The sequence below is a fragment of the Bifidobacterium phasiani genome (assembly GCF_019331775.1).
GTDB lineage: Bacteria > Actinomycetota > Actinomycetes > Actinomycetales > Bifidobacteriaceae > Bifidobacterium > Bifidobacterium phasiani.
On record NZ_JAHBBD010000015.1, the window covers coordinates 20777 to 43932 of the forward strand.

At 70.2% G+C, this 23156-nt stretch carries 18 protein-coding genes; 3 read left to right on the forward strand and 15 right to left on the reverse strand.

The window, feature by feature from the left end:
* Positions 1–223: 223 nt before the first annotated feature.
* Positions 224–1828: an ABC transporter substrate-binding protein gene (locus KIH73_RS07070; protein ID WP_219081958.1), complete on the reverse strand. Its 1605-nt coding sequence runs from the start codon at positions 1826–1828 to the stop codon at positions 224–226.
* 193 nt (positions 1829–2021) lie between these two features.
* Between KIH73_RS07070 and KIH73_RS07075 the strand changes: the two genes are divergently transcribed.
* Entirely contained in the window at positions 2022–2786 is a 765-nt protein-coding gene (locus KIH73_RS07075; protein ID WP_219081960.1) for a type III pantothenate kinase, read from the forward strand.
* A gap of 264 nt (positions 2787–3050) precedes the next feature.
* Here KIH73_RS07075 and KIH73_RS07080 read toward each other — a convergent pair whose 3' ends face one another.
* On the reverse strand, positions 3051–4463 hold the full coding sequence (locus KIH73_RS07080; RefSeq protein WP_219081962.1) for an ABC transporter substrate-binding protein: 1413 nt from the start codon (positions 4461–4463) through the stop codon (positions 3051–3053).
* Between the two features lie 311 nt (positions 4464–4774).
* Positions 4775–5164: a hypothetical protein gene (locus KIH73_RS07085; protein ID WP_236022649.1), complete on the reverse strand. Its 390-nt coding sequence runs from the start codon at positions 5162–5164 to the stop codon at positions 4775–4777.
* Positions 5165–5167: 3 nt separating this feature from the next.
* Here KIH73_RS07085 and KIH73_RS07090 point away from each other — a divergent pair, with 3 nt between their 5' ends.
* Positions 5168–5320, forward strand: coding sequence for a hypothetical protein (locus KIH73_RS07090; RefSeq protein WP_219081964.1), 153 nt, complete (start codon positions 5168–5170; stop codon positions 5318–5320).
* A gap of 80 nt (positions 5321–5400) precedes the next feature.
* On the opposite strand, the gene KIH73_RS07095 is transcribed toward KIH73_RS07090, so the two are convergent.
* On the reverse strand, positions 5401–7473 hold the full coding sequence (locus KIH73_RS07095) for a beta-galactosidase (protein ID WP_219081966.1): 2073 nt from the start codon (positions 7471–7473) through the stop codon (positions 5401–5403).
* Positions 7474–7874: 401 nt separating this feature from the next.
* Here KIH73_RS07095 and KIH73_RS07100 point away from each other — a divergent pair, with 401 nt between their 5' ends.
* Complete coding sequence (locus KIH73_RS07100; protein WP_219082040.1) at positions 7875–8867, forward strand: LacI family DNA-binding transcriptional regulator; 993 nt, start codon at positions 7875–7877, stop codon at positions 8865–8867.
* Here the strand turns inward: KIH73_RS07100 and KIH73_RS07105 are convergent.
* From KIH73_RS07105 to KIH73_RS07155, 11 genes are all read right to left on the reverse strand, one after another.
* Positions 8864–9724, reverse strand: coding sequence for a pseudouridine synthase (locus KIH73_RS07105; protein ID WP_219081968.1), 861 nt, complete (start codon positions 9722–9724; stop codon positions 8864–8866). The two genes, KIH73_RS07100 and KIH73_RS07105, sit on opposite strands and share 4 nt — an antisense overlap.
* Positions 9725–9732: 8 nt before the next feature.
* Positions 9733–11622, reverse strand: coding sequence for a glutamine--fructose-6-phosphate transaminase (isomerizing) (gene glmS, locus KIH73_RS07110; protein WP_219081970.1), 1890 nt, complete (start codon positions 11620–11622; stop codon positions 9733–9735).
* A gap of 925 nt (positions 11623–12547) precedes the next feature.
* Positions 12548–13036 (reverse strand): SsrA-binding protein SmpB, encoded by a 489-nt coding sequence (gene smpB, locus KIH73_RS07115; RefSeq protein ID WP_219081972.1) that lies wholly within the window; start codon positions 13034–13036, stop codon positions 12548–12550.
* A 531-nt stretch (positions 13037–13567) separates the two neighbouring features.
* Positions 13568–14989: a CHAP domain-containing protein gene (locus tag KIH73_RS07120; RefSeq protein ID WP_219081974.1), complete on the reverse strand. Its 1422-nt coding sequence runs from the start codon at positions 14987–14989 to the stop codon at positions 13568–13570.
* Between the two features lie 275 nt (positions 14990–15264).
* Positions 15265–16188, reverse strand: coding sequence for a permease-like cell division protein FtsX (ftsX, locus tag KIH73_RS07125; protein WP_219081976.1), 924 nt, complete (start codon positions 16186–16188; stop codon positions 15265–15267).
* Complete coding sequence (ftsE, locus tag KIH73_RS11215; protein WP_420830223.1) at positions 16185–17759, reverse strand: cell division ATP-binding protein FtsE; 1575 nt, start codon at positions 17757–17759, stop codon at positions 16185–16187. The genes ftsX and ftsE overlap by 4 nt, the downstream gene beginning before the upstream one ends.
* A 124-nt stretch (positions 17760–17883) precedes the next feature.
* Complete coding sequence (gene prfB, locus KIH73_RS07135; protein ID WP_219081978.1) at positions 17884–19014, reverse strand: peptide chain release factor 2; 1131 nt, start codon at positions 19012–19014, stop codon at positions 17884–17886.
* 168 nt (positions 19015–19182) lie between these two features.
* Complete coding sequence (gene dapD / locus KIH73_RS07140; RefSeq protein WP_219081980.1) at positions 19183–20175, reverse strand: 2,3,4,5-tetrahydropyridine-2,6-dicarboxylate N-succinyltransferase; 993 nt, start codon at positions 20173–20175, stop codon at positions 19183–19185.
* 75 nt (positions 20176–20250) lie between these two features.
* On the reverse strand, positions 20251–21342 hold the full coding sequence (locus tag KIH73_RS07145) for a hypothetical protein (RefSeq protein WP_219082042.1): 1092 nt from the start codon (positions 21340–21342) through the stop codon (positions 20251–20253).
* Complete coding sequence (locus tag KIH73_RS07150; RefSeq protein WP_219081982.1) at positions 21342–21989, reverse strand: ABC transporter ATP-binding protein; 648 nt, start codon at positions 21987–21989, stop codon at positions 21342–21344. Before KIH73_RS07150 ends, KIH73_RS07145 begins: the two co-directional genes overlap by 1 nt.
* Positions 21980–23095 carry a hypothetical protein gene (locus KIH73_RS07155; protein ID WP_219081984.1) on the reverse strand — a complete coding sequence of 372 codons (1116 nt, stop codon included), beginning with the start codon at positions 23093–23095 and terminating at the stop codon, positions 21980–21982. The genes KIH73_RS07150 and KIH73_RS07155 overlap by 10 nt, the downstream gene beginning before the upstream one ends.
* Between the last annotated feature and the right edge of the window lie 61 nt (positions 23096–23156).

The window sequence follows — 23156 nt, forward strand, 5'->3', positions numbered from 1 at the left end:
GTGCCGCCCCGGCGGACGCCTTCGGTGGGCACTTATGGGCTTCCGTAGGCACCCCGGCCGCGCATCACGCCAGGACGGATGGCGGCATTCCGCCGTTTTTTATCCGGGGTGTCCGAAGTGCGGTGCCTACGGAAGCCCTCATGTGCCTACCGAATGTCCGTCGGAGCCGCATCGAACGGGTTCCACGTCGCCGTGCCGCGAATCGGGGCGTCCGACAGCGGCGTCAGGCCGTGTAGGTCACGTCCCACAGCGGCAGCTGCGTCTGATTGAGGTTCACCGGGAAGCCTTCGACGCCGTTGTCCCACGCCGAGGTCACGCGGTAGTTGAACAGCCAGTCGGCGGCCGCGTCCTGGGACACGATGCGCGCGGCCCGGGCCAGCAGCGCGTCGCGCTCCGCGTCGTCGGTGGCGGCGAGCGCCCGCGCGTACAGGTCCTGCACCTCGGGGCTGTCGTAGTTGTAGTAGTAGTCCGGGTCGGCCCACTGGTAGAAGTCGTGGCTCTCGTTGTGGTCCACCAGCGAGAGGTCGTAGTCCCTGTTGGTGTACACGTCCTGCAGCCAGGTGGAGAACTCCACGACCTCGACGTCCAGGTCGATGCCGATCTCGCGCAGCTGCGAGCGCAGCTGGTCGCCCAGCTCGGTGCCGTAGGTGTTGGCGTACTCCAGCCGGAGCGTCAGCGGGTTGTCCTGGCTGTAGCCGGCCTCGGCCATCAGCGCGCGGGCCCGGTCCAGATCGTAGGGGTACACGTCGGTCAGGTCCTCGTACCCGGGGTCGAGCGAGGGGATCGGGCCGCCGAGCGCCGCGTCAGTGCCGCCGCGCGAGGCGATGATCTCGTCGTGGTTGATGGCGCAGCGGATGGCCTGGCGGATGCGGATGTCGGCGGTGTGCTCGCCGGCGGAGTTGAACGCGAGCACGTACTTGTCGGTGCCGTCGCCGGCCTTGACGGTGTAGCGCTCCTCGTTCTCGCGGAACTGGTCGGCCAGGCTGTCGCTGATCGGCGCGAGCACCTGCACGTCGCCGGAGGCGAGGGCGTTCACCGCCGCGTTGTCGTCGGCGAAGTAGCGCACGACGACGGTGGGGGTCTTCGCCTGGTGCCCGCCCCAGTAGTCGGGGTTGGCGGTCAGCGTGATCGAGTCGTTGGCGCGGAAGTCGCTGACCAGATACGGACCGGAGCCGACGGCCTCGGTCTGCGCGTCGTAGTCGGCGTCGCGGTCGAGCACCAGGCCGCAGCGGCCGGTGAGGGCCCACAGCAGGTTCGAGTTCGGCGCGCTGAGCCGCAGCTCCACGGTGTTCGCGTCGGTCGCGGCGATGGACTCGAAGTTGGCCAGCGACGAGGCGTCGTGGTACTGGTTGTCGACCAGGTCCCGGATGGACCAGACCACGTCCTCGGCGTCGAGCACGTCGCCGTTGGAGAAGGTCATGTTCTCGTTGAGGTGGAAGGTGTAGGTCAGGCCGTCCGCGCTCTCCTCCCAGCTGCTGGCGAGCGCCGGCACGACCTGGTTGTTCTCGTCGCGCGCCACGAGGCCCTCGTAGACGTTGCCGATGAGGATCTGGTCGAGCGCGCTGCCGGACTGGTTGCGGATGTCGAGGTTGGTCGGGGCGAGCTTGAGGCCGATGGTCACGGTGTCGGAGGCGCCGGCGGCCCGGTCGCCGCCGGAGCGGGTCACGCCGACCACGACGCCGACCACGATGGCCACGGCGGCCACCGCCGCCAGGACGATCCAGCCCCACGGGCGCCGATGCGGGGTCTTGACGCGCGCGTTCAGCGACGCGTCGGTGCTTGCTGCGGTTGCGCCGGCGTCGCCGTGCGCACCATTGGTATCAGACATGGTTGTCCCTTATGTCGTTATGCGTTGTATCCATATGCGCCGCGGCCCGCGCGCCGGCCGGCGCATGGGCGCGGCGGCCCGCCGGTCCGGCGGTCCGGTTGGCCGCCCGTCGAGGGTCGACCACCGGGGTTCATTGTACCGCCGGGCGCCAACAGGAACGCCGGGCGCATCACGGGCGCATTATGATGGAGGCATGCTAGTAGCGGTAGACATCGGCAACACCAACATCGTGCTCGGCTTCCTCGACGGCGACGACATCGCCGGGACGTACCGCATCACCACGAAGGCGGACCACACCTCCGACGAGTACGGGCTGATGATCACCGACTTCCTGCGGCTGAGCGGCTTCCGTCCCGACGACGTCGAGGACGTGATCATCGCCTCGGTGGTGCCGAAGGTGATGCACTCCTTCCGCGCCAGCATCGTCAAGTTCCTCGGCATCGACCCGATGATCGTCGGGCCGGGCGTGCGTTCGGGCATCAACATCCGGCTGGACGACCCCAAGTCGCTGGGCGCCGACTGCCTGGCCGACTGCGCCGGCGCCTACTACGTGTACGGCGGCCCGGTGCTGGTCGCCGACTTCGGCACGGCGACGACGTTCAACTACGTCGACGCGCGCGGCACGATCACCTGCGGACTGATCGAGCCGGGCATCCGCACGGCGGCGGCCGCGTTGTGGTCCGGCACCGCGCAGCTGCCGGAGGTGGAGATCACGCGCCCCGACTCGATCCTCGCCAAGGGCACGCAGACCGCGATGCAGGCGGGGCTGTACTACGGGTTCCTGGGCAGCATCGAACGCACGATCGAGCAGTTCCACGCGGAGATCGGCGAGGACTTCAAGGTCGTGGCCACCGGCGGCCTGGGCCGCGTGTTCATGGACGACACCGACCTGATCGACGTGTACGACCCGGATCTGATCTTCAAGGGCATGGCCCTGATCCACGCGCGCAACGCGTGATCCACGCGGCGGGCGGCCGGCGACGGTCCGCCCGCAAGGACGGCATGCTCCTGCCCCTACGCGCCCTCGCCTCTAACCCTACGCGCACAATGTGCAGTTTCTCACGCTGAGTGGCCATTTTCTTGGTCTCAGCGTGAGAAACTGCACATTGTGCCACCAGTACGGAGGCACATTGTATATATGGCCGGGAACTCTTCTGAGGGGATGAATCCGGAGGAGATAAATTCGGAGGGAATGGTCCGGAGATGGGTGGGCGGGCGGCGCTCAGGAGGCGGCGCTCATCTCGAATCCCTGGTTGGTGCCGTATTCGAGCAGGTCGCTCTGCCATGCCTCGACGCCGTCCATCAGCGTGATGCGCTTGCCCGGATGCTCGGGCAGCTCGATCTCGTCGCCGTCGGCGTCGGTCTCGCCGGCCTCGCGCCGCGCCAGCGCGTCATAGTAGCGCTGCGCGGCCTTCGACCACCGGTAGGCGTCGCCGACCGTGGACCGGAAGTCGCTGCGCGCGTACACCTCGAACGGCAGGTACTGGTAGCCTACAGACACGTCCTGCGCGGCGTCGGCGAGCACCTTGTTGTACTCCTGACCGCCGAAGTACGGGATGTCGATGCCGCGCGCATCGGTGACGGTGGTCCGGTTCAGGAACTCCTCGCTGTCCAGCGTGGCGTTGTCGGCCGGGAACGCGCCGCCCGCGACGCGCGTGGCGATACCGTCGGCGTCGTGGCAGACGTATTCGATGAACCGCCACGCCGCGTCCGGCTTGCGGGTGGACTGCAGCACGGCCAGCGCCGAGCCGCCGTTCTCCGCGTTCGTCCGCGAGCCGTCCGCGGTCGGCATGTAGGTGACGCGCCACAGCCCCGAGCCGCCCGGCACGTCGGCGAGCAGCAGCGAGGGCATCCACGCGCCCGAGAACACGGAGGCGACCGTGCCGTCGCCGAGCGCCCGCTCCCATTCGTCGGACCAGGTGGTCAGATGCGTGTCGACCAGCCCCTCGTCGATCATCCGCTGCCAGAACTCGGCGAATCGCGCCACGCCGTCGTCGGTGTCCAGGCACACGGTCACGGACTTGCCGTCCTGCGAGGTGAGGAACGGGCGGCCGCCGGCGAGCCAGACCATCGCGTTGAAGAAGCTGGCGTCGCCGGCGTCGGCCGTGATGTACACGCCGATCTGCTTGAGCTTCTTGGCCGCCTCGTAGTAGTCGTCCCACGTGCGGATCCGCGTGGCGTCCACGCCGGCCTGCTCGAACACGTCGGCGTTGTAGAAGAACGCCATCGGGCCGGAGTCCATCGGCAGGCCGTAGACCGTGCCGTTGAGCCGCACCGACGACCAGGTGCCCGGCGTGTAGAAGTCGCCGTAGCCCCCGGTACGGTCGGTGATGTCGAGCAGCTGTCCGCTCACCGCGTACTGGCCGAGCGCGAAGTATTCGAGCTGCACCACGTCGGGCAGGCCGTAGCCGTCCTGGATGGCGCGGTTGAGGTTGTCGTAGCCGCTGGTGTTCAGCCAGTCGACGCGGATGTCGGGGTTGTCCGCCTCGAAGCCGTCGATCACGGCCCCCATGCTCGGTTCCCACGACCACACGGTGATGACGGTGCGCGTATCGACGGCGCCCGCGCATCCGGAGGCGACCGTCAGCAGGGTCGCGGCCGCGATCGCCGCGGGGATGGTCCGCATGCGTGCCATGGCTGTTCCTTTCGTCCCGTCGGTGCCGGTCGCGGGCTGCCGACCGGTCTCCCGGCGTCGGGCGGCCCGCGACACGCCGACTCCTTCCGCAAGGTTACGGCATTAGTCTGCGGACGATCGCGACAATCCGCGATTGTCCGCAGACTATCCCCCGATTCCCGCGGATGGGGCCGGCGTGTCGCCCACGCCCACACACACCGGCCCCACACCGCCCGCACCATCCTGCTCCTCCCTACACACCACACACAGGAAAGCGCGCACGCCGGCGGACCGGTGTGCGCGCTTGGGTGGGCGGATGGATGGGCGTGAGGCTACTCGACCGTGTAGCCCTGCTGCTCGGCGTAGTCCTTCAGGCTGGTCTCCCAGTCGGCCACGCCCTCGGCGAGCGTGATGCTCTTGTCCGAGTAGGCGGAGCCGATGTAGTCGCCGAAGGTGTTGCGGGCGTTGACCTCGAAGGGCAGGAACTGGTAGCCGGTGGAGACGTTGGCCGCGGCCTCGGCGAGCGCGCGGTTGAACTCCTGGCCGCCGAAGTACTCGTGCTCGTTGCCATCGGAGTCGGTCAGCGCGGTCATGCCCAGGAAGTCCTCGGACGCCAGGGTGTCGTTGTCGGCCGGGAAGGCGCCGCCGTCGACGCGCACGCCCTGGCCGTCGACCTGGCCGGCCTGCCCGGCCTCGACCCGGCCGGGCTGCGCATCGAGCACGCGATGATGCTGCACGACGACGACCCGCACCGCCGGAACACCGCCGAGCAGCCGGACGCCGTCGTCCCGACCGGGCTCGAGGTGGGCCTGAACGCCGGCACGCTGACCTTCTCGCTGCCCGCGGTGGCCTGGTCCGCCGTCCGCTTCCGCGCCTGAGCGCGCCCGCGGCGATGCGGCGACGTCAAAGCGCGCACCCCGACCGGTCGGGGTGCGCGCTTTGATGTATGGGGCGGGCTTCAGCGGGCCAGGACCACGACGCCGTTGGGGGCGAGCGTCACGCGGCCGTCGTCGTAGCGGGCCAGCGACGCCACCAGCGGCTCGCCATCCACGTCCGCGCCGACCGCATGGTGCGTGCGGTTGAACAGGAACACGAAGCGGCGGCCGTCATCGCCGACGCGCTCGACGCGCAGGATGTCGCCGGAGGTCTCGCCGGCGGGCAGCTTGACTTCCAGCGCCTCGCAGATCGCCGGCATGCTCGCCGCGATGTCCGCGTGGTCCAGGCGGCAGCCGATGTACACGGTCCGACCCTCGCCGTACCGGTTCGCCACGATCGCGGGCGCGCCGTCCATGCCGGTCCACGGGTCCGCCCGGAACGAGGCGATCACCTGCGCCGTGTCCGCCACCGAGGCGATGCAGTCGGCGAAGTCGCGGGCCACCGCGCCGTTGTCGAGGTGCAGGCGGTCCGGCGCGCCGGCGAAGTCGTCGCCCAGCGGCGCGAACTCCTCGACGCGCACGCCGACGACGTCGCGGATCGAACCGGGGTAGCCGCCCAGCCAGATGTGGTCGCGCTCGTCGGCGATGCCGGTGTAGTACGTCGCGATGAGCCGACCGCCCCGGGCCACGTAGTCGCGCACGCGCTTCGAGTTCGCCTCGTCGAGCAGGTACACGCTCGGCAGCACCACGGCGTCGTACGAGTTCCAGTCGCCGCGCATCGGCACGACGTCGGCGGTCACGCCGCAGTCGGCGAAGGCCCGGAACCAGGTCAGCGGCTCGGTCCAGTGCCGCACCCGCTGCGAGGGCGTGGCCGTGTGCTCGGTGGCCCAGCCGCTCTCGTAGTCGAACACGACGGCGACGCTGGACTTCGCCAGCCGGGTGCCGGTCAGGCCGCGCTCCGACAGCAGCCTCAGGTCGGCGCCGAGCTCGCACACGTCGCGGAAGCACTGGCTGTCCTCCCCCGCGTGCGGCACCATCGCGGTGTGGTACTTCTCCGCGCCGGCCCTGGACTGCCGCCACTGGAAGTAGCAGATCGCGTCGGCGCCCATGGCCAGGTGCGCCAGCGAGTCGCGCACCAGCTGGCCGGGCTCCTTGCGGTAGTTGATCGGCCGCCAGTTCACCGCGCCGGTGGACTGCTCCATCAGCCACCACGGGTTCTTGCGCGCGATGCCGTCGACCAGCGAGGACGAGTACGCCAGTTCGTCGAGATGGGCCTCGCCCGGGGTGAAGTAGTGGTCGTTCGAGACGAAGTCGACCTCGCCGCCCCAGTCGTCGTAGTCGATGCCGGTGCCGCCGATGGAGACCATGAAGTTCGTGGTCAGCGGGCGGTCCGGGGTGATCTCGGCCAGCGCGTCGCGCTCGGCCTCGTAGAACTCCTTGAGCGCGTCCGAGCTGAAGCGCTTGAAGTCCAGCAGCTTGCCGGGGTTGATGAAGTTGCCCTCGCCGATGAAGCGCGGCGGGATGACCTCGGAGAAGTCGTTCATCCGCTGCGCCCAGAAGTCGGTGCCCCACGCCTCGTTCAGCGCCTCGATCGTGCCGTAGCGGCGCTCGCACCAGCGCCGGAACGCGCGCATCGCGTCGTCCGAGTAGTCGAAGCGGTTGTGGCAGCCGTACTCGTTGCCGACGTGCCAGGCCACGACGTAGGGGTTGTCCTTGTAGTGCTCGGCCATGCGGCGGCACAGGTTCAGCGCGTATTCGCGGAAGATCGGGCTGGTCGGCCGCCAGTGCTGCCGCGCGCCCGGCCAGCACACGTCGCCGCGCTCGTCGCGCCACAGCACCTCGGGGTGCTTCTGCGTCAGCCACATCGGCGGCGACGCGGTGGCCGACGCGAGGTCGACGGCGATGCCGGCCCCGCCCAGCTTGTCGATGACGCGGTCGAGCCAGTCGAAGTCGTACACGCCCTCCTGCGGCTCGATGCGGGCCCAGGAGAAGATGCCCACGGATACGATGTTGACGCCGGCCTCGCGCATCAGCCGGATGTCCTCGTCCCACACCTCCTCGGGCCACTGCTCGGGGTTGTAGTCGCCGCCGTACCAGATGCGCGACGGTCCGTCGTCGATCGGCCGGGGCCAGCGGAATGCCCTGCGATTGCTCATGTCTTGGTTCTCCAATGCTTTTCTGATGGTCGTCTCTATATTGCGGTCGTGGATCGGTCCGCCACGCCGTGCGTGGCCGATCGGCGGCCAGGCGCGTGCGGCCGCCGGACCGCCCGTCCAGGTGGGGCCTGGACCATCAGCGCCGCCCCCGAGGACGACGTGGCGGATGCCTCTGCTGCTACCATAGGTGACCCTCTCCTTCGAAGGAACACGCCGCCGGCCGCCGTGGCTCGTCCCGCAACAACCGTCGACAACAAATGTTTGCGTTACCATAGTATCACCATTGGCTCAGTTGTCCACTCCGGGAACCTGACAAGCCACTTACGTGTGGCTTATAATGGTGACGAAAACAACGTGGTTCTCAGAAGAAGGGGGCAACCGTGGAACGTTCGGCCGCATCCATGCAGGACGTCGCGAGGGAGGCGGGCGTCTCCCCGCAGACCGTGTCCAGGGTGGCCAACGGCAGCAACGCCGTGCGCCCCGAGACCCGGCAGAAGGTCGAGGCGGCCATGGAGAAGCTCGGCTACCGCCCGAACTACGCCGCCCGCGCGCTCAAGCACGGCCAGTTCAAGAACATCGGCGTGGTGCTGTTCCACATGACCTCGTTCGGCAACGCGCGCATCCTCGACGGCATCGTCGGTGCGGCGGACGACAATGGTTACGCAACCACCGTCGTCACCATCGGGCGGGGCCAGGCCCGCACGCTGCAGGCCGTCGTCGAGCGGATGAAGCAGCTGCCGGTGGACGGCGTCATCGTCGTGTTGGAGGAGCGCATCGTCGACTTCGACGAGTTCGTGCCGCCGAAGGAGCTGCCGGTCGTGCTCATCAACGAAAGCGCCGCGAACCACTGCCCCACCATCGACGCCGACCAGTACGGCTGCTCGACGGCCATCGTCGACTACCTGCTGAGCAAGGGGCACCGCACCGTCTACCACATCACCGGCCCGTCGTCCTCGCAGGCCGCGCAGAGCCGCGCCCGCGGATGGCGCGAGGCGCTGGAGCAGTTCGGCGTGCCGATCCCGCCGACCTACGTGGGCGACTGGGCGGCGGACAGCGGCTACCAGGCGGGCATCGCGCTGGCGCACGAGGCGGACTGCACCGCGGTGTACGCGGCGAACGACCAGATGGCCTACGGCGCGATCCTGGGGCTGCAGGCCGCCGGCAAGCGCGTGCCCGAGGACGTCAGCGTCATCGGGGTCGACGACTCGCTGGTGGACACCGTGCCGCGGCTCAGCCTCACGACGATGCGCATGAAGTTCGACGTCATCGGGCGCGAGGCGTTCTCGATGGTGCGCCGGCTGTGCGACGGCGAGCGCGTGCCGGTCGGCGTGAAGACCGTGATCCCGACCGAGCTGGTCGAGCGCGGCTCCGTGCGCGACCTCACCCTCGACTAGGACCGCGGCGCGGCGGCCGCAGACGGCAGCCCGCGGCCGAGCGGCACGCGCGAGACGAAAAGGCGCGGCTCGCCGCTCAACGGGTCGACGAACGACAGGCTGCGGGCGACCAGCTCCAGCGGCTCGCCGAAGTCGTCGTAGGCGCGCGTCGCCACGCGCGGGTACAGGTCGTCGCCGAGGATCGGCAGGCCCAGCGAGGCCATGTGCACGCGCAGCTGGTGGGTCTTGCCGGTGCGCGGGTGCAGCACGTAGCGGCAGACCGGGCGGCCCGGCGACCCCGCGGCGCCCGCCGCCTCGCACCGTTCGATGTACGTCTGCGCGTTGGCCTCGCCCGGCGCCTCGTAGGCCTGCAGCCGCCCGCGCTCCTTGACGATATGCGAGCGCCGCAGCAGCGGGAACGGCCGCGGCGGGTCGAGCCGCGCCACCGTGCCGGTGCGCGGCCGCACGACCGGCGCGCACGGCGCCAGGCACTCGTAGGTCTTCTCCGCCCGCCGCTCCTGGAACAGCATCTGGTAGGCGCGACGGCACGCCGGATCGCGCACGAAGACGACGACGCCCGCGGTCAACCGGTCGAGGCGGTGCGCGGGCGTGATGTCCGGCTCGCCGTAGCGCTCGCGCAGGCGGATCAGCGCGGTCTGCCGGTACCACATGCCGCGCGGGGTCGTCGCCAGGAAATGCGGCTTGTCGACGACAACGATCGCGTCGTCCTCGTACAGCACGTCGAGCTCGAACGGGATCTCCGGCTCGTCGACGACCCACCGGTGGCGCGCGGCGCCGGACGCGGGCCGGGCGGCCGCGGTCGGCGCGGGCGGGACCGCCGGACGGGCGTGGCCGCCGCCCGTCGGCTCATCGGTCATGCGGGGCGTCACTCGACGGTCACGGACTTGGCGAGGTTGCGCGGCTTGTCGACGTCGTAGCCCTTGAGGTTGGCCATGTCCATCGCGAACAGCTGCAGCGGCACGACGTCGAGCAGCGGGCTGAGCAGCGTCGGGCAGGCCGGCCGCCAGAACACGATGTCGGCGTAGCGTTCGGCGTCAGGGTCGCCCTCCTCGGCCACGGCGATGGTGTACGCGCCGCGGGCGCGCACCTCCTCGATGCCGGAGATCACCTTGTTGTGCAGGGTGTCGCGGCCGCGCGCGGAGGGCACGATCACCACGACCGGCTCGCCCTCGTCGACCAGCGCGATCGGGCCGTGCTTGAGCTCGCCCGCGGCGAAGCCCTCGGTGAACGTGTAGGCGATCTCCTTGAGCTTGAGCGCGCCCTCGAGCGCCACCGGATAGCCGACGTGGCGGCCGAGGAACAGGAACGAGTGGGCGTTGAGCATCCGCTCGGCGGCGTGCTCGATCGCGTCGGTCTGCGTGTCGAGCACCCACTGGATCTTGCCCGGCATCGCCTTGAGGTTGTCCAGGTTCTGGTGGATCTCGTCGCGGAACATCGTGCCCTTGACCTGCGCCAGGTACAGGCCGAGCAGGTAGGCGGCGGTGATCTGCGCGACGAACGCCTTGGTGGAGGCCACGGCAATCTCCGGGCCGGCGTGCGTGTACAGCACCGCGTCGGATTCGCGCGGGATCGTGGAGCCCTGCGTGTTGCAGATCGCCAGCACGCGCGAGCCCTGCTCGCGGGCGTGGCGCAGCGCCATCAGCGTGTCCATCGTCTCGCCGGACTGCGAGATCGCGACGACCAGCGTGCGCGGCGTCAGGATCGGGTCGCGGTAGCGGAACTCGTGGGCCAGCTCGACCTCGACGGGGATGCGCACCCAGTGCTCGATCGCGTACTTGGCGACCATGCCGGCGTACGAGGCGGTGCCGCAGGCGACCACGATGATCTTGTCGATGGAGCGGAAGTCCTCGACGTCGATGTGGACCTCGTCGAGCACGATGTCGCCACGCTCGTCGAAGCGGCCGAGCAGCGTGTTCGCCACGGCGTCGGGGTCCTCGTGGATCTCCTTGTCCATGAACGACGGCCAGCCGCCCTTCTCCGCGGCGGAGGCGTCCCAGTCGACGGTGAACCGGTTCGGCTCCTCGACCACGACGCCGTCGAAGTCGGTGACCGTCACCGAGTCGGCGCCGATGCACACGGCCTCGTCCTGCCCGAGCTCCATGGCCTCCTTGGTGTAGGCGACGAACGCGGCCACGTCGGAGCCGAGGAAGTTCTCGCCCTCGCCCAGGCCGACGACCAGCGGCGAATCGTGGCGCGCGCCGACCACGATGTCCGGTTGGCGGCAGTCCACCGCCAGCAGCGTGAACGCGCCGGTCAGCATGCGTGCCGTCCGGCGCAGCGCCTCGAACAGGTCCGGGGCGCCCTGCTCCTCGATGACCTGGTTGGCGATCTTGCCGAGCAGCTTGGCGGCCACCTCGGTGTCGGTGCCGGAGGAGAACGAGTAGCCCTCCGCGCGCAGGCCGGACTTCAGCGCGGCGGCGTTCTCGATGATGCCGTTGTGGATCAGCGCGACGTTGCCGTCGCCGCTGAGGTGCGGGTGGGCGTTGGCGTCGCTCGGCGCGCCGTTCGTGGCCCAGCGGGTGTGCCCGATGCCCACCGTGGCGTCCGGCAGCGGGCGGCGGGCCAGGTCGTCCTCGAGATTGGCCAGGCGGCCGGCCTTCTTGCGCACGGCCACATGGTCCATGCCGGGGGCGGCCAGCGCCACGCCGGCGGAGTCGTATCCGCGGTATTCCAGTCGACGCAGTCCCTGCAGGCACACCTCAAGCGGCTTGCCGCACGCGGTCGACGATCCGACATATCCAACAATTCCACACATGGTTCTCCAGTCTACGGGGTGGATGTCACGAACGCCCCGCGCGAACCGCCGTCTCCACGAACCCCGCCCCGGGAGGCTGGGCCATGGCCGCGTGGCGGCATGGGATGGGGTACGGTACCGTGCGCCCCAGGATGCCCCCATAGGGCACCGTACCATGGTACGGTACGGTAGACCTGTGAAAACGGCGGAATTCCAAGGGTTTGGATTCCGTACCGTACCACGGTACGGTACTGTGCGATCCGGAACGGCTCGGAGGACACTGATACCCACCGGATGCGATATCGCCGACCATGGTGCGTCCTGGATACCCCGGGAAGGCACCGTACCGCGAGGGACGACGACGCTCCGCTGCACTCCGAAACGATCCGCAATGATTCGAAAGGCCACACGCCGCGTGGTACGGTACTGTGCGCCCCAGGATGCCCCCATAGGGCACCGTACCATGGTACGGTACGGTAGACCTGTGAAAACGGCGGAATTCCAAGGGTTTGGATTCCGTACCGTACCACGGTACGGTACTGTGCGATCCAGAACGGCTCGGGAAAGCACCGTACCACGAGGGACGGTACGGTGTGTCCTGGGATGGTCCGAGAGAATGCCTCACACTACGGGGCACGGTACGGCGCACCCTGGAATGATCCGATGCCGGGACCATGAATGAGGTCGCCATTGGCGTTGCATCCCCGATCGCATCCGGCACCCCGCCTGGTGCAACAAGCATGAAGGCGCTGGCCGTCGTGTGCCGATAGGTTGGTTACGTCGGTAATGCGCGACACGGGTGGAAGGCCTCCGCGGGCGCCGCGCGGACATCCCCGATTGCAGCGTTCCGAGTGGGCGGGCTGCCCCCGGTTCCATCCGTCTCGCTGTTCTAGGCCCCGTCGCACTGCCGCTCTCGGGCGAGCGCGGTCAGCCGCGTCCGGAGTCGCTACTGGTGCTGGCGCATGTTGCGGTAGCGCATGATGCGCAGCGCCTCGCGCTTGTCCTGCTCCTCGCGCAGGGCCTGGCGCTTGTCGTATTCCTTCTTGCCCCGGGCCAGCGCGATCTCCGCCTTGACCCGGCCGTCATCGTTGAAGTACAGGCTCAGCGGCACGATCGTGTACCCCTTGGCCTCGATCTGGCGGCTGAGCTTGGCGATCTGCGCGGCGTGCAGCAGCAGCTTGCGCTTGCGCTTGGGCGCATGGTTGTTCCACGTGCCGTTGAGATACTCGGGGATGTTCGCGCCCTCCAGCCAGATCTCGCCGCGGCGGTCGATCGACACGAACGACTCGGCGAGCGAGGCGCGCCCCTCGCGCAGCGACTTGACTTCGGTGCCGGTGAGCACGAGGCCGGCCTCGTACCGGTCCTCGATGGCGTAGTCATGCCGCGCGCGGCGGTTCTGCACGACCGGCGACGCCTTCTCCTGCTTCTTGGCCATCGGGACCTCCTTTCCTCATATGCTCCCGATTGTCGCAACATATGAGGATATCACACGCCGGCCGGGCGGCGGATGGGGACGCCGACCGGACGGCGGATGGAAACGCCGGCCGCATACGCCGAATCGCCTCGGCGGGCGGTGTTCGGACCCCGTGGTTCGACCGCGGCGAAAGACCGATGCCGGATCATCCCGACGCGCACAATGTGCGCCCGTTCGTCCGGAATGCGACCAGGGCGAGACCCTTCATCCCTGCGCACAATGTGTGCATTGGGGTGCCCAAAACAGGGGGTGTACGGGGCTCTGAGCGTAACATTCTGCACATTGTGCGCGTGGGAAAAGCGATGAGGCGCACGGGAAACAATAAGACGCACGGGGAGAAAAGCGATAAGGCACACAGGGAAATGCAATAAGGCGCGCGCGGAATTATATGGCGCGCGGGAACAGCAACGGGCGCGGGGAACGCATATGGGATGCAGGGAAACCTCATATATGAGCGCGCGGCCATTGGGCCCGCGCCGCCCAACCGCGGTCTCAGTAGTGGATGTACGTGTAGTTGCCGGCGTTGTACACGGTCTCCCACGCGGGGAACGTGGCGAAGCCGGTGCCGCCCTCGGAGATCAGCACCGAGCCGTCGGCGTTCACGCGCTCGACGACCGCCACGTGGCCGTAGGCGGAGCTGGCGTACCAGCCGTTGACGTACTGGCCGCGCTCGAACACCATGACCGCGCCCACATGCGGCGTGTTGTTGACCAGGTAGCCCAGGCTGCGCGCGGTGTTGTCCCACTGCTCGCCGTTGCCCATGTAGGAGCCGACCGGCAGGCTCAGCTGCGAACGGCGGATGTACGCCCACAGGGTGCACTGGCGCGCCGGGTACGCGGACCCGCCGACCGAATTGCCGGTCGGGTGCCCGTAACAGTACGAGGACCCCTCGGCGCAGCTGCCCGGCACCGCGTAGTCCATGCCGCTGGCGCCGCCGGACGAACCGGACGAGCCGCCCGAGGAACCGGAGCCGCCCGACCCCGATCCGCCCGACGAGCCCGAACCGCCGGTCGAGCCGGACGAACCGCCGCCGATCTGCTGGGAGCCGCCGGAGCTCGGATTCGAGGCGCCGCTGTTGCCCGTGTTCTGCGACCACGAGTCGATCTCCGACTTCATCGCCACGATCTGCGCGGCCTCCTGGGCCTCCTGCGTGGTCAGCTGGCTGGATTGCGCCTCCAGCTGCTCGCGCATCGCCGTGCCCTGGTCGCGCAGCGCCTGCAGGTCGTCGGCGGCCGACTGCGCGTCGGCGGCGGCCTGCACCGCGGCGGCGGCCTGCTCGTCGGCCTGGGTCTTGAGCTGGGCGATCTGGTCCTCGATGGCCTCCAGGCGTTCCTGGCGGGTCATCGAGACGCCCAGCTGCCCCGCCGCGTCGGCCGCGGCGTTCGCCTCGCTGCGGGTGACGGCGGCCTCGGACTGCATGCGGTCGACGAACTCCTCGGTCGTCGTGGCGTTCGTGACCACGTCCATCAGGTCGGAGGCCTCGGAGCCGTGGAAGCTCTGGCGCGCCAGCTGGGCCACCGCGGCCTGCGCGTCGTCGTAGTCGGCGCCGGTCTGCTCGATGCTGGCCTGCAGGTCGGCGAGGTCCTTCTGCGCGGCGGACAGGCGTTCGGCCGTCGCGTCGGCCAGGCTCTGCGCCTGCTCGGCCGCGTCGTTCGCCGAGTTCGCGGCCTCCTGGGCCGCGGGGATCTGGTTCGAGGTCAGGTCGTCGAGCTGCACGATGAGGTCGGCGAGCTGGGAGTTCACGCCGGCGAGCTGCTCCTTGAGGTCGGCGTGCTCCTGCACCGCCTGCTGGTACTCCCCCACGGTCACGGCCTCGGCCTGCGGCGCCGTGGCGCCGACCGCGCAGAACGCCAGCAGCGTGGCCGCCGACACCATCAGACCGGACAGCGCCTTGGCCCGTCGTACCAGACTCATCGAATGCGACCTCCCAACTGCATCACGGGACTGTGAAGGATTGTACAGAATATTTCTGGGAACGACCACCGGACGTCGTCGGGGAACGGCCTGGGCCTTCGCCGGACGGCCCGGTTCCCGATCACGCCCCGGCCGCGTCGAGCGCGGCATCCGGTCAGCCGGGACTCCGCCCGGAACGCCATGCCCCGGCCGCCCGAGACGTCAGAACTTCGGCCACGTCCTGCATGGTGCGCGGCGCCGCGGCCCCGGCCACCCGGAACGCCCGCCCCGAGGCGTCACGCCTTGAGGTAGCGGTGCAGCGAGACCGCCGACGCGACGACCGACAGCAGCATCGCGCCCACGATCAGCAGCGGCGCCGTCAGCCACACGGTGCCCTGGTCGATGAACGGCATCCACTGCACGCTCTGCGCCAGCCAGTCGGTGATGAACACCTTGACCACCGCGCTCAGCGCGCCCGCCGCCAGCAGCGAGCCGAGGAACGAGGCGAACACGCCCTCCAGGATGAACGGCAGCCGGATCGTCCAGTTCGAGGCGCCGACCAGGCGCATGATCTCGGTCTCGTTCTTGCGCGAGGCCGCGCTCATGCGGATCGTCGTGCCGGTGAGCAGGATGGCCACCACGACCATCACCGCGGCGAGCACGAGCGTGACCACCGTCGCGCGGTTGAGCACCGAGAAGATCGGGTCGAAGATCTGCCGCTGGTCGACGACCTCCTCGACGCCGGTCCGCCCGGTGAGCACCTCGGAGACGACCTGGTACTTCGTCGGGTCGTTGAGCTTGAGCCGCAGCGAGTCCTGCATGTCGGCGGCGGTCAGGGTGCGCCCCTGGTACACGCCGTCCGGGTACTGCTGCAGGAAGGTGTCGTTGTAGAAGTCCTCGCGGCTCACGTAGGTGATGTTGGCCACGTCGTCGCCGAGCTCCTCGGTGATCAGGTCCTCGATCTGCACGATCTCGTCGTCGGTGGGCGCCACGCCGGCCGCGCAGGAGGCGGCCTGGCTGGTGCCGTCCGGGCACAGCCACACCACGACCTCGACCTGGTCGTACCAGTCGCCCTTCGCGCGGGTGATCTGCGCCTGCAGCAGCACCGACGCGCCGATGAACAGGAACGAGATGAAGGTGACCAGCATCACCGACAGGATCATCGAGACGTTGCGGCGCAGGCTCGTCCAGGTCTCGGACAGTATGAATCCCGGTCTCATCGGTTCTCCCCTTCGTTGGCGTGGTCGTCGTTCGTGTGGTCGCCGCGGCGGCGGAAGGCCGGCGGGGCGGGGGGCGCCGGCGGCGCGGGCGGCGCGAGCGTGGCCCCGGGCGTCACGGCGTCGACTGGCGTCGCGACGGCGTCGATGACGCCGCTCGGCGCGTCGGCCGTCGCGTCGACGGCGGCTCCGGAAGCGGCGGCTCCGGAAGCGGCGCCGGAGGACACGGCGTCATGGGATGCGCCGGAGGCCGCGGCATCGGTTGCGGAGGCATGGAACAGCGAGGGCACGGAAGGCGCGGGCACGGCGGAGAGCATGGACGGCGCCGTATCGACGGCGGCAAGCCCGGCGGCGCGGTCGCCCGCATCCCCGGCGGCGTGGGACTCTGCGCCGGAACCGGCCGCGTCCCGCCCGGCGGCATCGGCCCCGGCGGAGTCGTGATCCGCGGCGGCGCGATCGGCGGCAACGTGATCGGAAACGCCCGACCCGGCGGCGTCCGACCCTGCCTCGGGCTCCTGCCCGGCCGCCGCATCGGACTGCCCGCCGTCGGCCTCCTCGTCCCGCTCGCGGCGGGCCATCTCCTCCAGGCTCAGCCCCCGGCCCCAGGTCAGCGTGTCCTCCACCGGCACGAACGCCTCGCCGTACCGCCCGGTGCGGCCCGAGTGCACGGACTGCGCCAGCCGGGCGATGCCCTCGTCGCCGGAACCGTTGGTCATCGCCTGCGCGACCATGTCGACGGCCTGCGCCGCGTCCTCGCCGCGGTCGCCGGTCGGCGCCGGGGCCGCGACTTCGGCGGCGTGCTCCGGGCGGAAGCGCGCGTCGGCGTCCGCCGCGCCGATCGAACGGTGGGCCTTGGACTCGACCTCGGCGTCGGGGAAGTACAGCGCGGAGTCGTACGACCCCTGCGCCTCGTCGCGCACGATCTTGCCGTTGTGCAGCTCGACGACGCGCTTGCGCATCGAGTTGACGATCTCCTCGTTGTGCGTGGCCATCACGATCGTGGTGCCGGTGCGGTTGATCGCGTCGAGCACCTCCATGATGCCCAGCGAGGTGGTCGGGTCCAAGTTGCCGGTGGGCTCGTCGGCCAGCAGGATCTGCGGATGGTTCACGTACGCGCGGGCGATCGCCACGCGCTGCTGCTCGCCGCCGGACAGCTCGTGCGGGTAGTTGCGCTCCTTGCCGGTCAGGCCCACGGTCTCCAGCACCTTCGGGACCATCGACCTGATGGCCGAGCGGCTGGTGCCGATCACCTCGAGCGCGAACGCGACGTTCTGCCATACGGTCTTGTTGTTGAGCAGCTTGTAGTCCTGGAACACGAAGCCGATCGAACGGCGGTACTGCGGCACCTGGCGGTTCGTCAGGCGGCGCAGGTCGTTGCCGGCCACGCGGATCTCGCCGTCCGTCGCCTCCTCCTCGCGCAGCAGCAGGCTGAGCAGCGTGGTCTTGCCCGAGCCCGAGGCGCCGACCAGGAACACGAAGTCGCCGCGCTCGATGCCGAGGCTGACGTCGTCCAGCGCCGGCCTGGTGCCCTTCGGATAGATTTTGCTGACATGTTCCAACGAGATGAGTGCCATGTCCGATCCTTGTCTTGTCTGGCGTCCCTTCCGGGACCTTGTGCGGCGCGCCCTGGCGGCGGGTCCGGCCGACCGGGCGGGCGGGGCCGGCCGGCGCGCCGGCCGGCCGACCGACGCGCCCGCCTTAGTCCTGCGCCTCCTCGGCGGCGGCGCGGCGCTGCTCGTGGCGCCAGCGGATGCCGGCGTCGATGAACGCGTTGATGTCGCCGTCGAACACGGCCTGGGTCTGCGAGGTCTCGTAGCCGGTGCGCAGGTCCTTGACCATCTGGTACGGGTGCAGCACGTAGGAGCGCATCTGGTCGCCCCAGCTGGCCTTGATGTCGCCGGCGAGCTCCTTCTTCTTCTTCGCCTCCTCCTCGTGGCGCAGCACGAGCAGTCGCGACTGCAGCACGGCCATGGCGGCGGCGCGGTTCTGGATCTGCGAGCGCTCGTCCTGCATCGTCACGACGATGCCGGTGGGCAGGTGGGTGATGCGCACCGCGGAGTACGTGGTGTTCACGCCCTGGCCGCCGGGGCCGGACGAGCAGTACGTGTCGACGCGGATGTCGGTGTCGGGGATGTCGATGTGGTCGGTCGCCTCGACGAGCGGCACCACCTCGACGGCGGCGAAGCTGGTCTGGCGGCGGCCCTGGTTGTCGAACGGCGAGATGCGCACCAGGCGGTGGGTGCCGCCCTCGACCGACAGGCGGCCGTAGGCGTACGGCGCGTCGATCTGGAAGGTCGCGGACTTGATGCCCGCCTCCTCGGCGTACGAGGTGTCCATCACCTTGGCCTTGAAGCCGTTGCGCTCGGCCCAGCGCAGGTACATGCGCAGCAGCATCTGCGCGAAGTCGGCCGCGTCGACGCCGCCGGCGCCGGAGCGGATCGTCACGACGGCGGAGCGCTCGTCGTATTCGCCGTCGAGCAGGGTCTGGATCTCCATGTCGTCCAGATCCTTCTGGATCGCGCCGATCTCGGCCTGCGCCTCGGCGAGCGTGTCGGCGTCGTCCTCCTCGCGGCCCAGCTCGACGAGCGTCTCGACGTCGTCGATGCGCTGGTTCGCGGAGTCCAGGCGCTTGAGCTGCGACTGGGCGGCCGACAGGCGGCTCGTCACCTTCTGCGCGTTCTCCGGATCGTCCCAGAGTCCGGGCGCGGAGGCCTGGACCTCGAGGTCGGCGATCTGGGCCTTGAGCCGGTCGATGTCCAGCGCCGCCGCGATCGACCCGTACTTGGCGCGCGCCTCGCCTATCGCCTGTGAGAAATCAAATTCTGCCATCGTTCACCACCATACATGTCAAGTTGTGAAAACCCTTGGAATGTCTGTCCGCGGCCTATCGGGATAACCACGCCATGGTACCCCGACCCCTTGTCTGCCGCGTTGCCCCCAGAGCGCAAAACGGCCCTTCCCGGTGTCCGGAAAGGGCCGCCTCGCAGCCGGAAGGGCTCAGTTGTGCTTGTGCAGGTCGGCGTTCAGCTCGATGCCGGTCCTGCGGTAGCGCGCCTCGATGGCGCCGGTCAGCGAGTTGCGCAGGAACAGGATGTTGTCCCGGCCGCTCAGGTCGGCGCCCTTGACCACCTCGAACGGCTCGCCGGCGGCCTGCCGGGCCTTGTCGATGACGGTGACCTTGGTGCCAGCCGTGACGTACAGGCCCGCCTCGACCACGCAGTTGTCGCCCAGCGAGATGCCGATGCCCGCGTTCGCGCCGAGCAGGCTGTGCTCGCCGATCGAGACGCGGTGCTTGCCGCCGCCCGACAGCGTGCCCATGATCGAGGCGCCGCCGCCGATGTCGGAGCCGTCGCCCACGACCACGCCCTGCGAGATGCGCCCCTCGACCATCGAGACGCCGAGCGTGCCGGCGTTGAAGTTCACGAAGCCCGCGTGCATGACGGTCGTGCCCTCGCTCAGGTAGGCGCCCAGGCGGGCGCGGCCGCCGTCGGCCACGCGCACGCCGGAGGGGATCACGTAGTCGAGCATGCGCGGGATCTTGTCCAGCGAGATCACGGTCACGCCGGCGTGGGGCATGCCCGGCGTGGTGCGCATGCGCTCGGCCTCCACGTCCATCTTGCGCAGCGCGAAGGTCTCGGTGGCGAACGGGCCGTAGTTGGTCCACACCACGGTGGCGAGCTTGGCGAAGATGCCGTCCAGGTTCAGCGTGTTCGGCTTGGCCAGGCGCATGCTCATCAGGTGCAGGCGCAGGTAGGCGTCGGCGGCGTCCTCGATGGGGTCGTCCAGCCGGCTCACCGTGAACACCGGCAGGCGGCGCACGCCGCGCGCGTCGGCCTCCGCATGCGCCATCGCGTCGAAGCCGTGGTTCGGCCGCGAGCCCTCGGCCGGCGCCTCGCCGACCGTCAGCTTCGGATACCAGACGTCCAGGACGGCGCCGGCCTCGTCCACGCTGGCCAGTCCCCAGCCCCATGCCGTACGCGATTCGCTCATCGTCACTCCTTCATCATGGACCAGTCGTTGTCGCTACCCAGCATAGCCGGAGCCGTCTCCCGCCCGCAGGCGGCGTCACCGGTTCTTGAAGTAGCGGAACAGCTGCGACTCGCGGATCGCCAGACCGGCCAGCAGCGCGGCGAGCACCGCGCCGGACGCCAGCGCCAGCGGCGTGCGCACGGCGGCCGCCAGCACCGTCCACGGGTCGGAGGCGGCCAGGCGCATGCACAGCGCCACGAGCAGCCCGCACGAGGCGAGCGTGCCCAGCCCCGCCCAGAGCGCCGTCTCCGCCGCGATGCCGCACAGCTGCGCGCCCTTGGACTGCCCGGAGTGCAGCGCGCCCGCGTATTCGAGCCGGCGCCGGCGCACCGACAGCGCGCCCAGCAGCAGCCCGACCAGCAGGCCGAGCAAGGGCATCCACCGGGTCATGCGCGTGCGGTACGCGCCGGTCGCGTCGTAATGCGAGTCGAAGCCCTTGTTGATCGGCGCCGCGCCGACGCCGCCCTGCCCGGTCCGGTCGGCGACGACCGCCGTGGAGTACAGCAGGCCGTCGGTCTCCTCGCTCGGCGGCCACTGCTTGGCCCAGCACTCCTCGAACACGCGGCCGTCGGCGGCGACCGGAACGAGCACGGCGTAGGCGAAGCGGGTGTCGCGCCCGTCGTTGGGCCATTCGAAGACGCCGGCCACCGTGCTCGGCCCCTGGTCGGTGTCGAGCCGGCTGCCCACGGACAGCCCGAAGTCGTCGGCCAGCGTGGCGGGCACCCATACGCCGGTCGGATCGGCCGCGGGCGCGGACCGGCCCTCCCCCGCGACGATCAGCGCCAGCATGCCGGGCGTGACCTCGTACGAGGACAGGCTCCTGCCGGGCGTGGCCGCCGGGGTGATCTGCGGCCCGGCCCGCAGCGCCCCGGACGCCGTGGGCCCGCCGTCGGCCTCGACCAACCGGTCGCAGGCCAGCCCGTCGACCGGGCCGCCGACCATGCCCCTGACGTCGGCGTCCGCGCGGATACGGGTCGCGGCCTCGCCCTCCAGCGCGACGACGGTCAGCGCCTCGTATCCGCCCATCAGTCCGCCGGTCAGCAGCACGGCCAGGAACATGAGGAACGCGCGCGCCGTGCCCGCGCCGATGTTGCGCATCGCCTCCGAAAGCACCGATCCCAGCCGCATCACGACGCCTCCCGCCCATCATCGGGCGTGTTCCCGCGGCTCTGGGGCGCGTAGTCGGCCAAGTCGACGACCCGCTCGCACGCGTCGCGCGTGTCCGGGTCGTGCGTGGCGACGACCACGATCATGCCCTGGCCGGCCAGGTTGCCCAGCACATGGCTGACCGAATGCGCGGTGCGCGTGTCCAGCTGGGCGGTCGGCTCGTCCACCAGCAGCAGGTCGGGTTTCGAGCACACGGCGCGGGCGAGCATGAGCCGCTGCGCCTCGCCGCCGGACAGGTCCGCGAACCTGCGGCCCGCCGCGTACTTAAGGTCGAACAGGCCCATCGCCTCCAGCGCCTCGGGTTCGGCGTCCCGCCGCCGCAGCCCCTTGGCCAGCAGCGGGAAGACGACGTGGTCGAGGGCCGTGCGCTCCGGCACGCCGTACGGGTTCTGGAACACCCAGCCGATCCGCTCGACCCCCTCGCGCTCGACACCGCCCTCGGCGGGCCGCTCCCAGCCGGCCAGGATCGACAGCAGCGTGGACTTGCCGCACCCCGACGGCCCGCAGATCGCGACCGTATGCCCCGGCCCGATCGTGAAGTCGAGGCCCTCGAACAGGGTGTCGGTGCCCGGGAAGCGGTGGGCCAGCCCGTGCACGCTCACGAACATGACGCCCCCGCGATCGCCGGGCCCAGCGCCACCGTGCCGATCGCGGCGGGGTCGGTGCCGTCGGTCGGCCGGACCAGGCTGACGCCGAGCTCGGCGCCCACAATGGCGACGGGCACGACGCGCCCGTCCTGCGCCACGATGCAGCCCCCGGCGCCGTCACCGGCCCCGACCACGGCCGCGGCGGGCACGCGCAGCGCGGTGATCGGCGTGACCAGCGCCAGCGAGGCGTCCAGGCCCGCGGTCAGGTCGACGGTGCCGCTCACGCTGCCCTGCAGCATCGTCTGGAACTCGGAGGTGGCGGTGACCTGCGCGCAAAACGCGGCGTCGTCCACGCCGGTCGTACCCGCCGGCAGCGTGACGCTCTGGCCGAACACGGTGAGCGTGCGGTCCTGCGCCGCCGGCTGCCCGTTCTTGATGTCGAGCCGGGTGATCGCGCCCGGGACCTCGCCGACCGGCGAGCCGGCCGCGACCACGGCGCCGACGACCGCCTCCCAGTTCGAGACCGTGACCGACCCGGCGGGGATCCACAGCGTGTCCGCGAGCAGCAGCGTGCCGTCCGACTCGTTGCCCCGGTCGATCATCAGCTGCCGCCAGCCCATCTGCGTGTACCAGGTGAACGTGGTCGAATCCGGCGACGAGGAATAGCCCAGGCGGTTGAGCTCGTTGTTGACCGCCAGCGCGTCCTGCCCCACGTCACCCGGATGCAGGTCGCGGTACAGCGGGGTCGCGGTGTTCAGCGCCACGACCGCGCGCTCGTTGACCCGGTAGGCGGCGCGGCCCGAGACCAGACCGGAGCCGGACCAGTCCGCGGTCACGGTGCCGGACGCGTTGCCCAGCAGCCGGCGCGAGTCCGAGACCGTGGGCACGACCGTGACCTGCTGCGAGCCCGTGTATTCCTGGGTGCCGACCGGCGCGCCGGTCACCTGCCGCGCCGGCGACAGCAGCTCCGGCGGCCTGTCCGGCAGCAGCAGCGCGCAGGCGCCCACGGCGAGCGCGACCGCCGTCACCACCGCCAGCAGCAGCCAGGTGAGAGACACGCGGCGGCGGTCGCGCGCGCCGCGCCGCCGCTGCGGGCCGGTGCCCGCCGCCTGCGGTGTTCCGTTCATGGATTCCCCTTCCCGATGTCCGTCGTCGTCTCACCGATCATTCGGCCGCCGATTCCGCGGC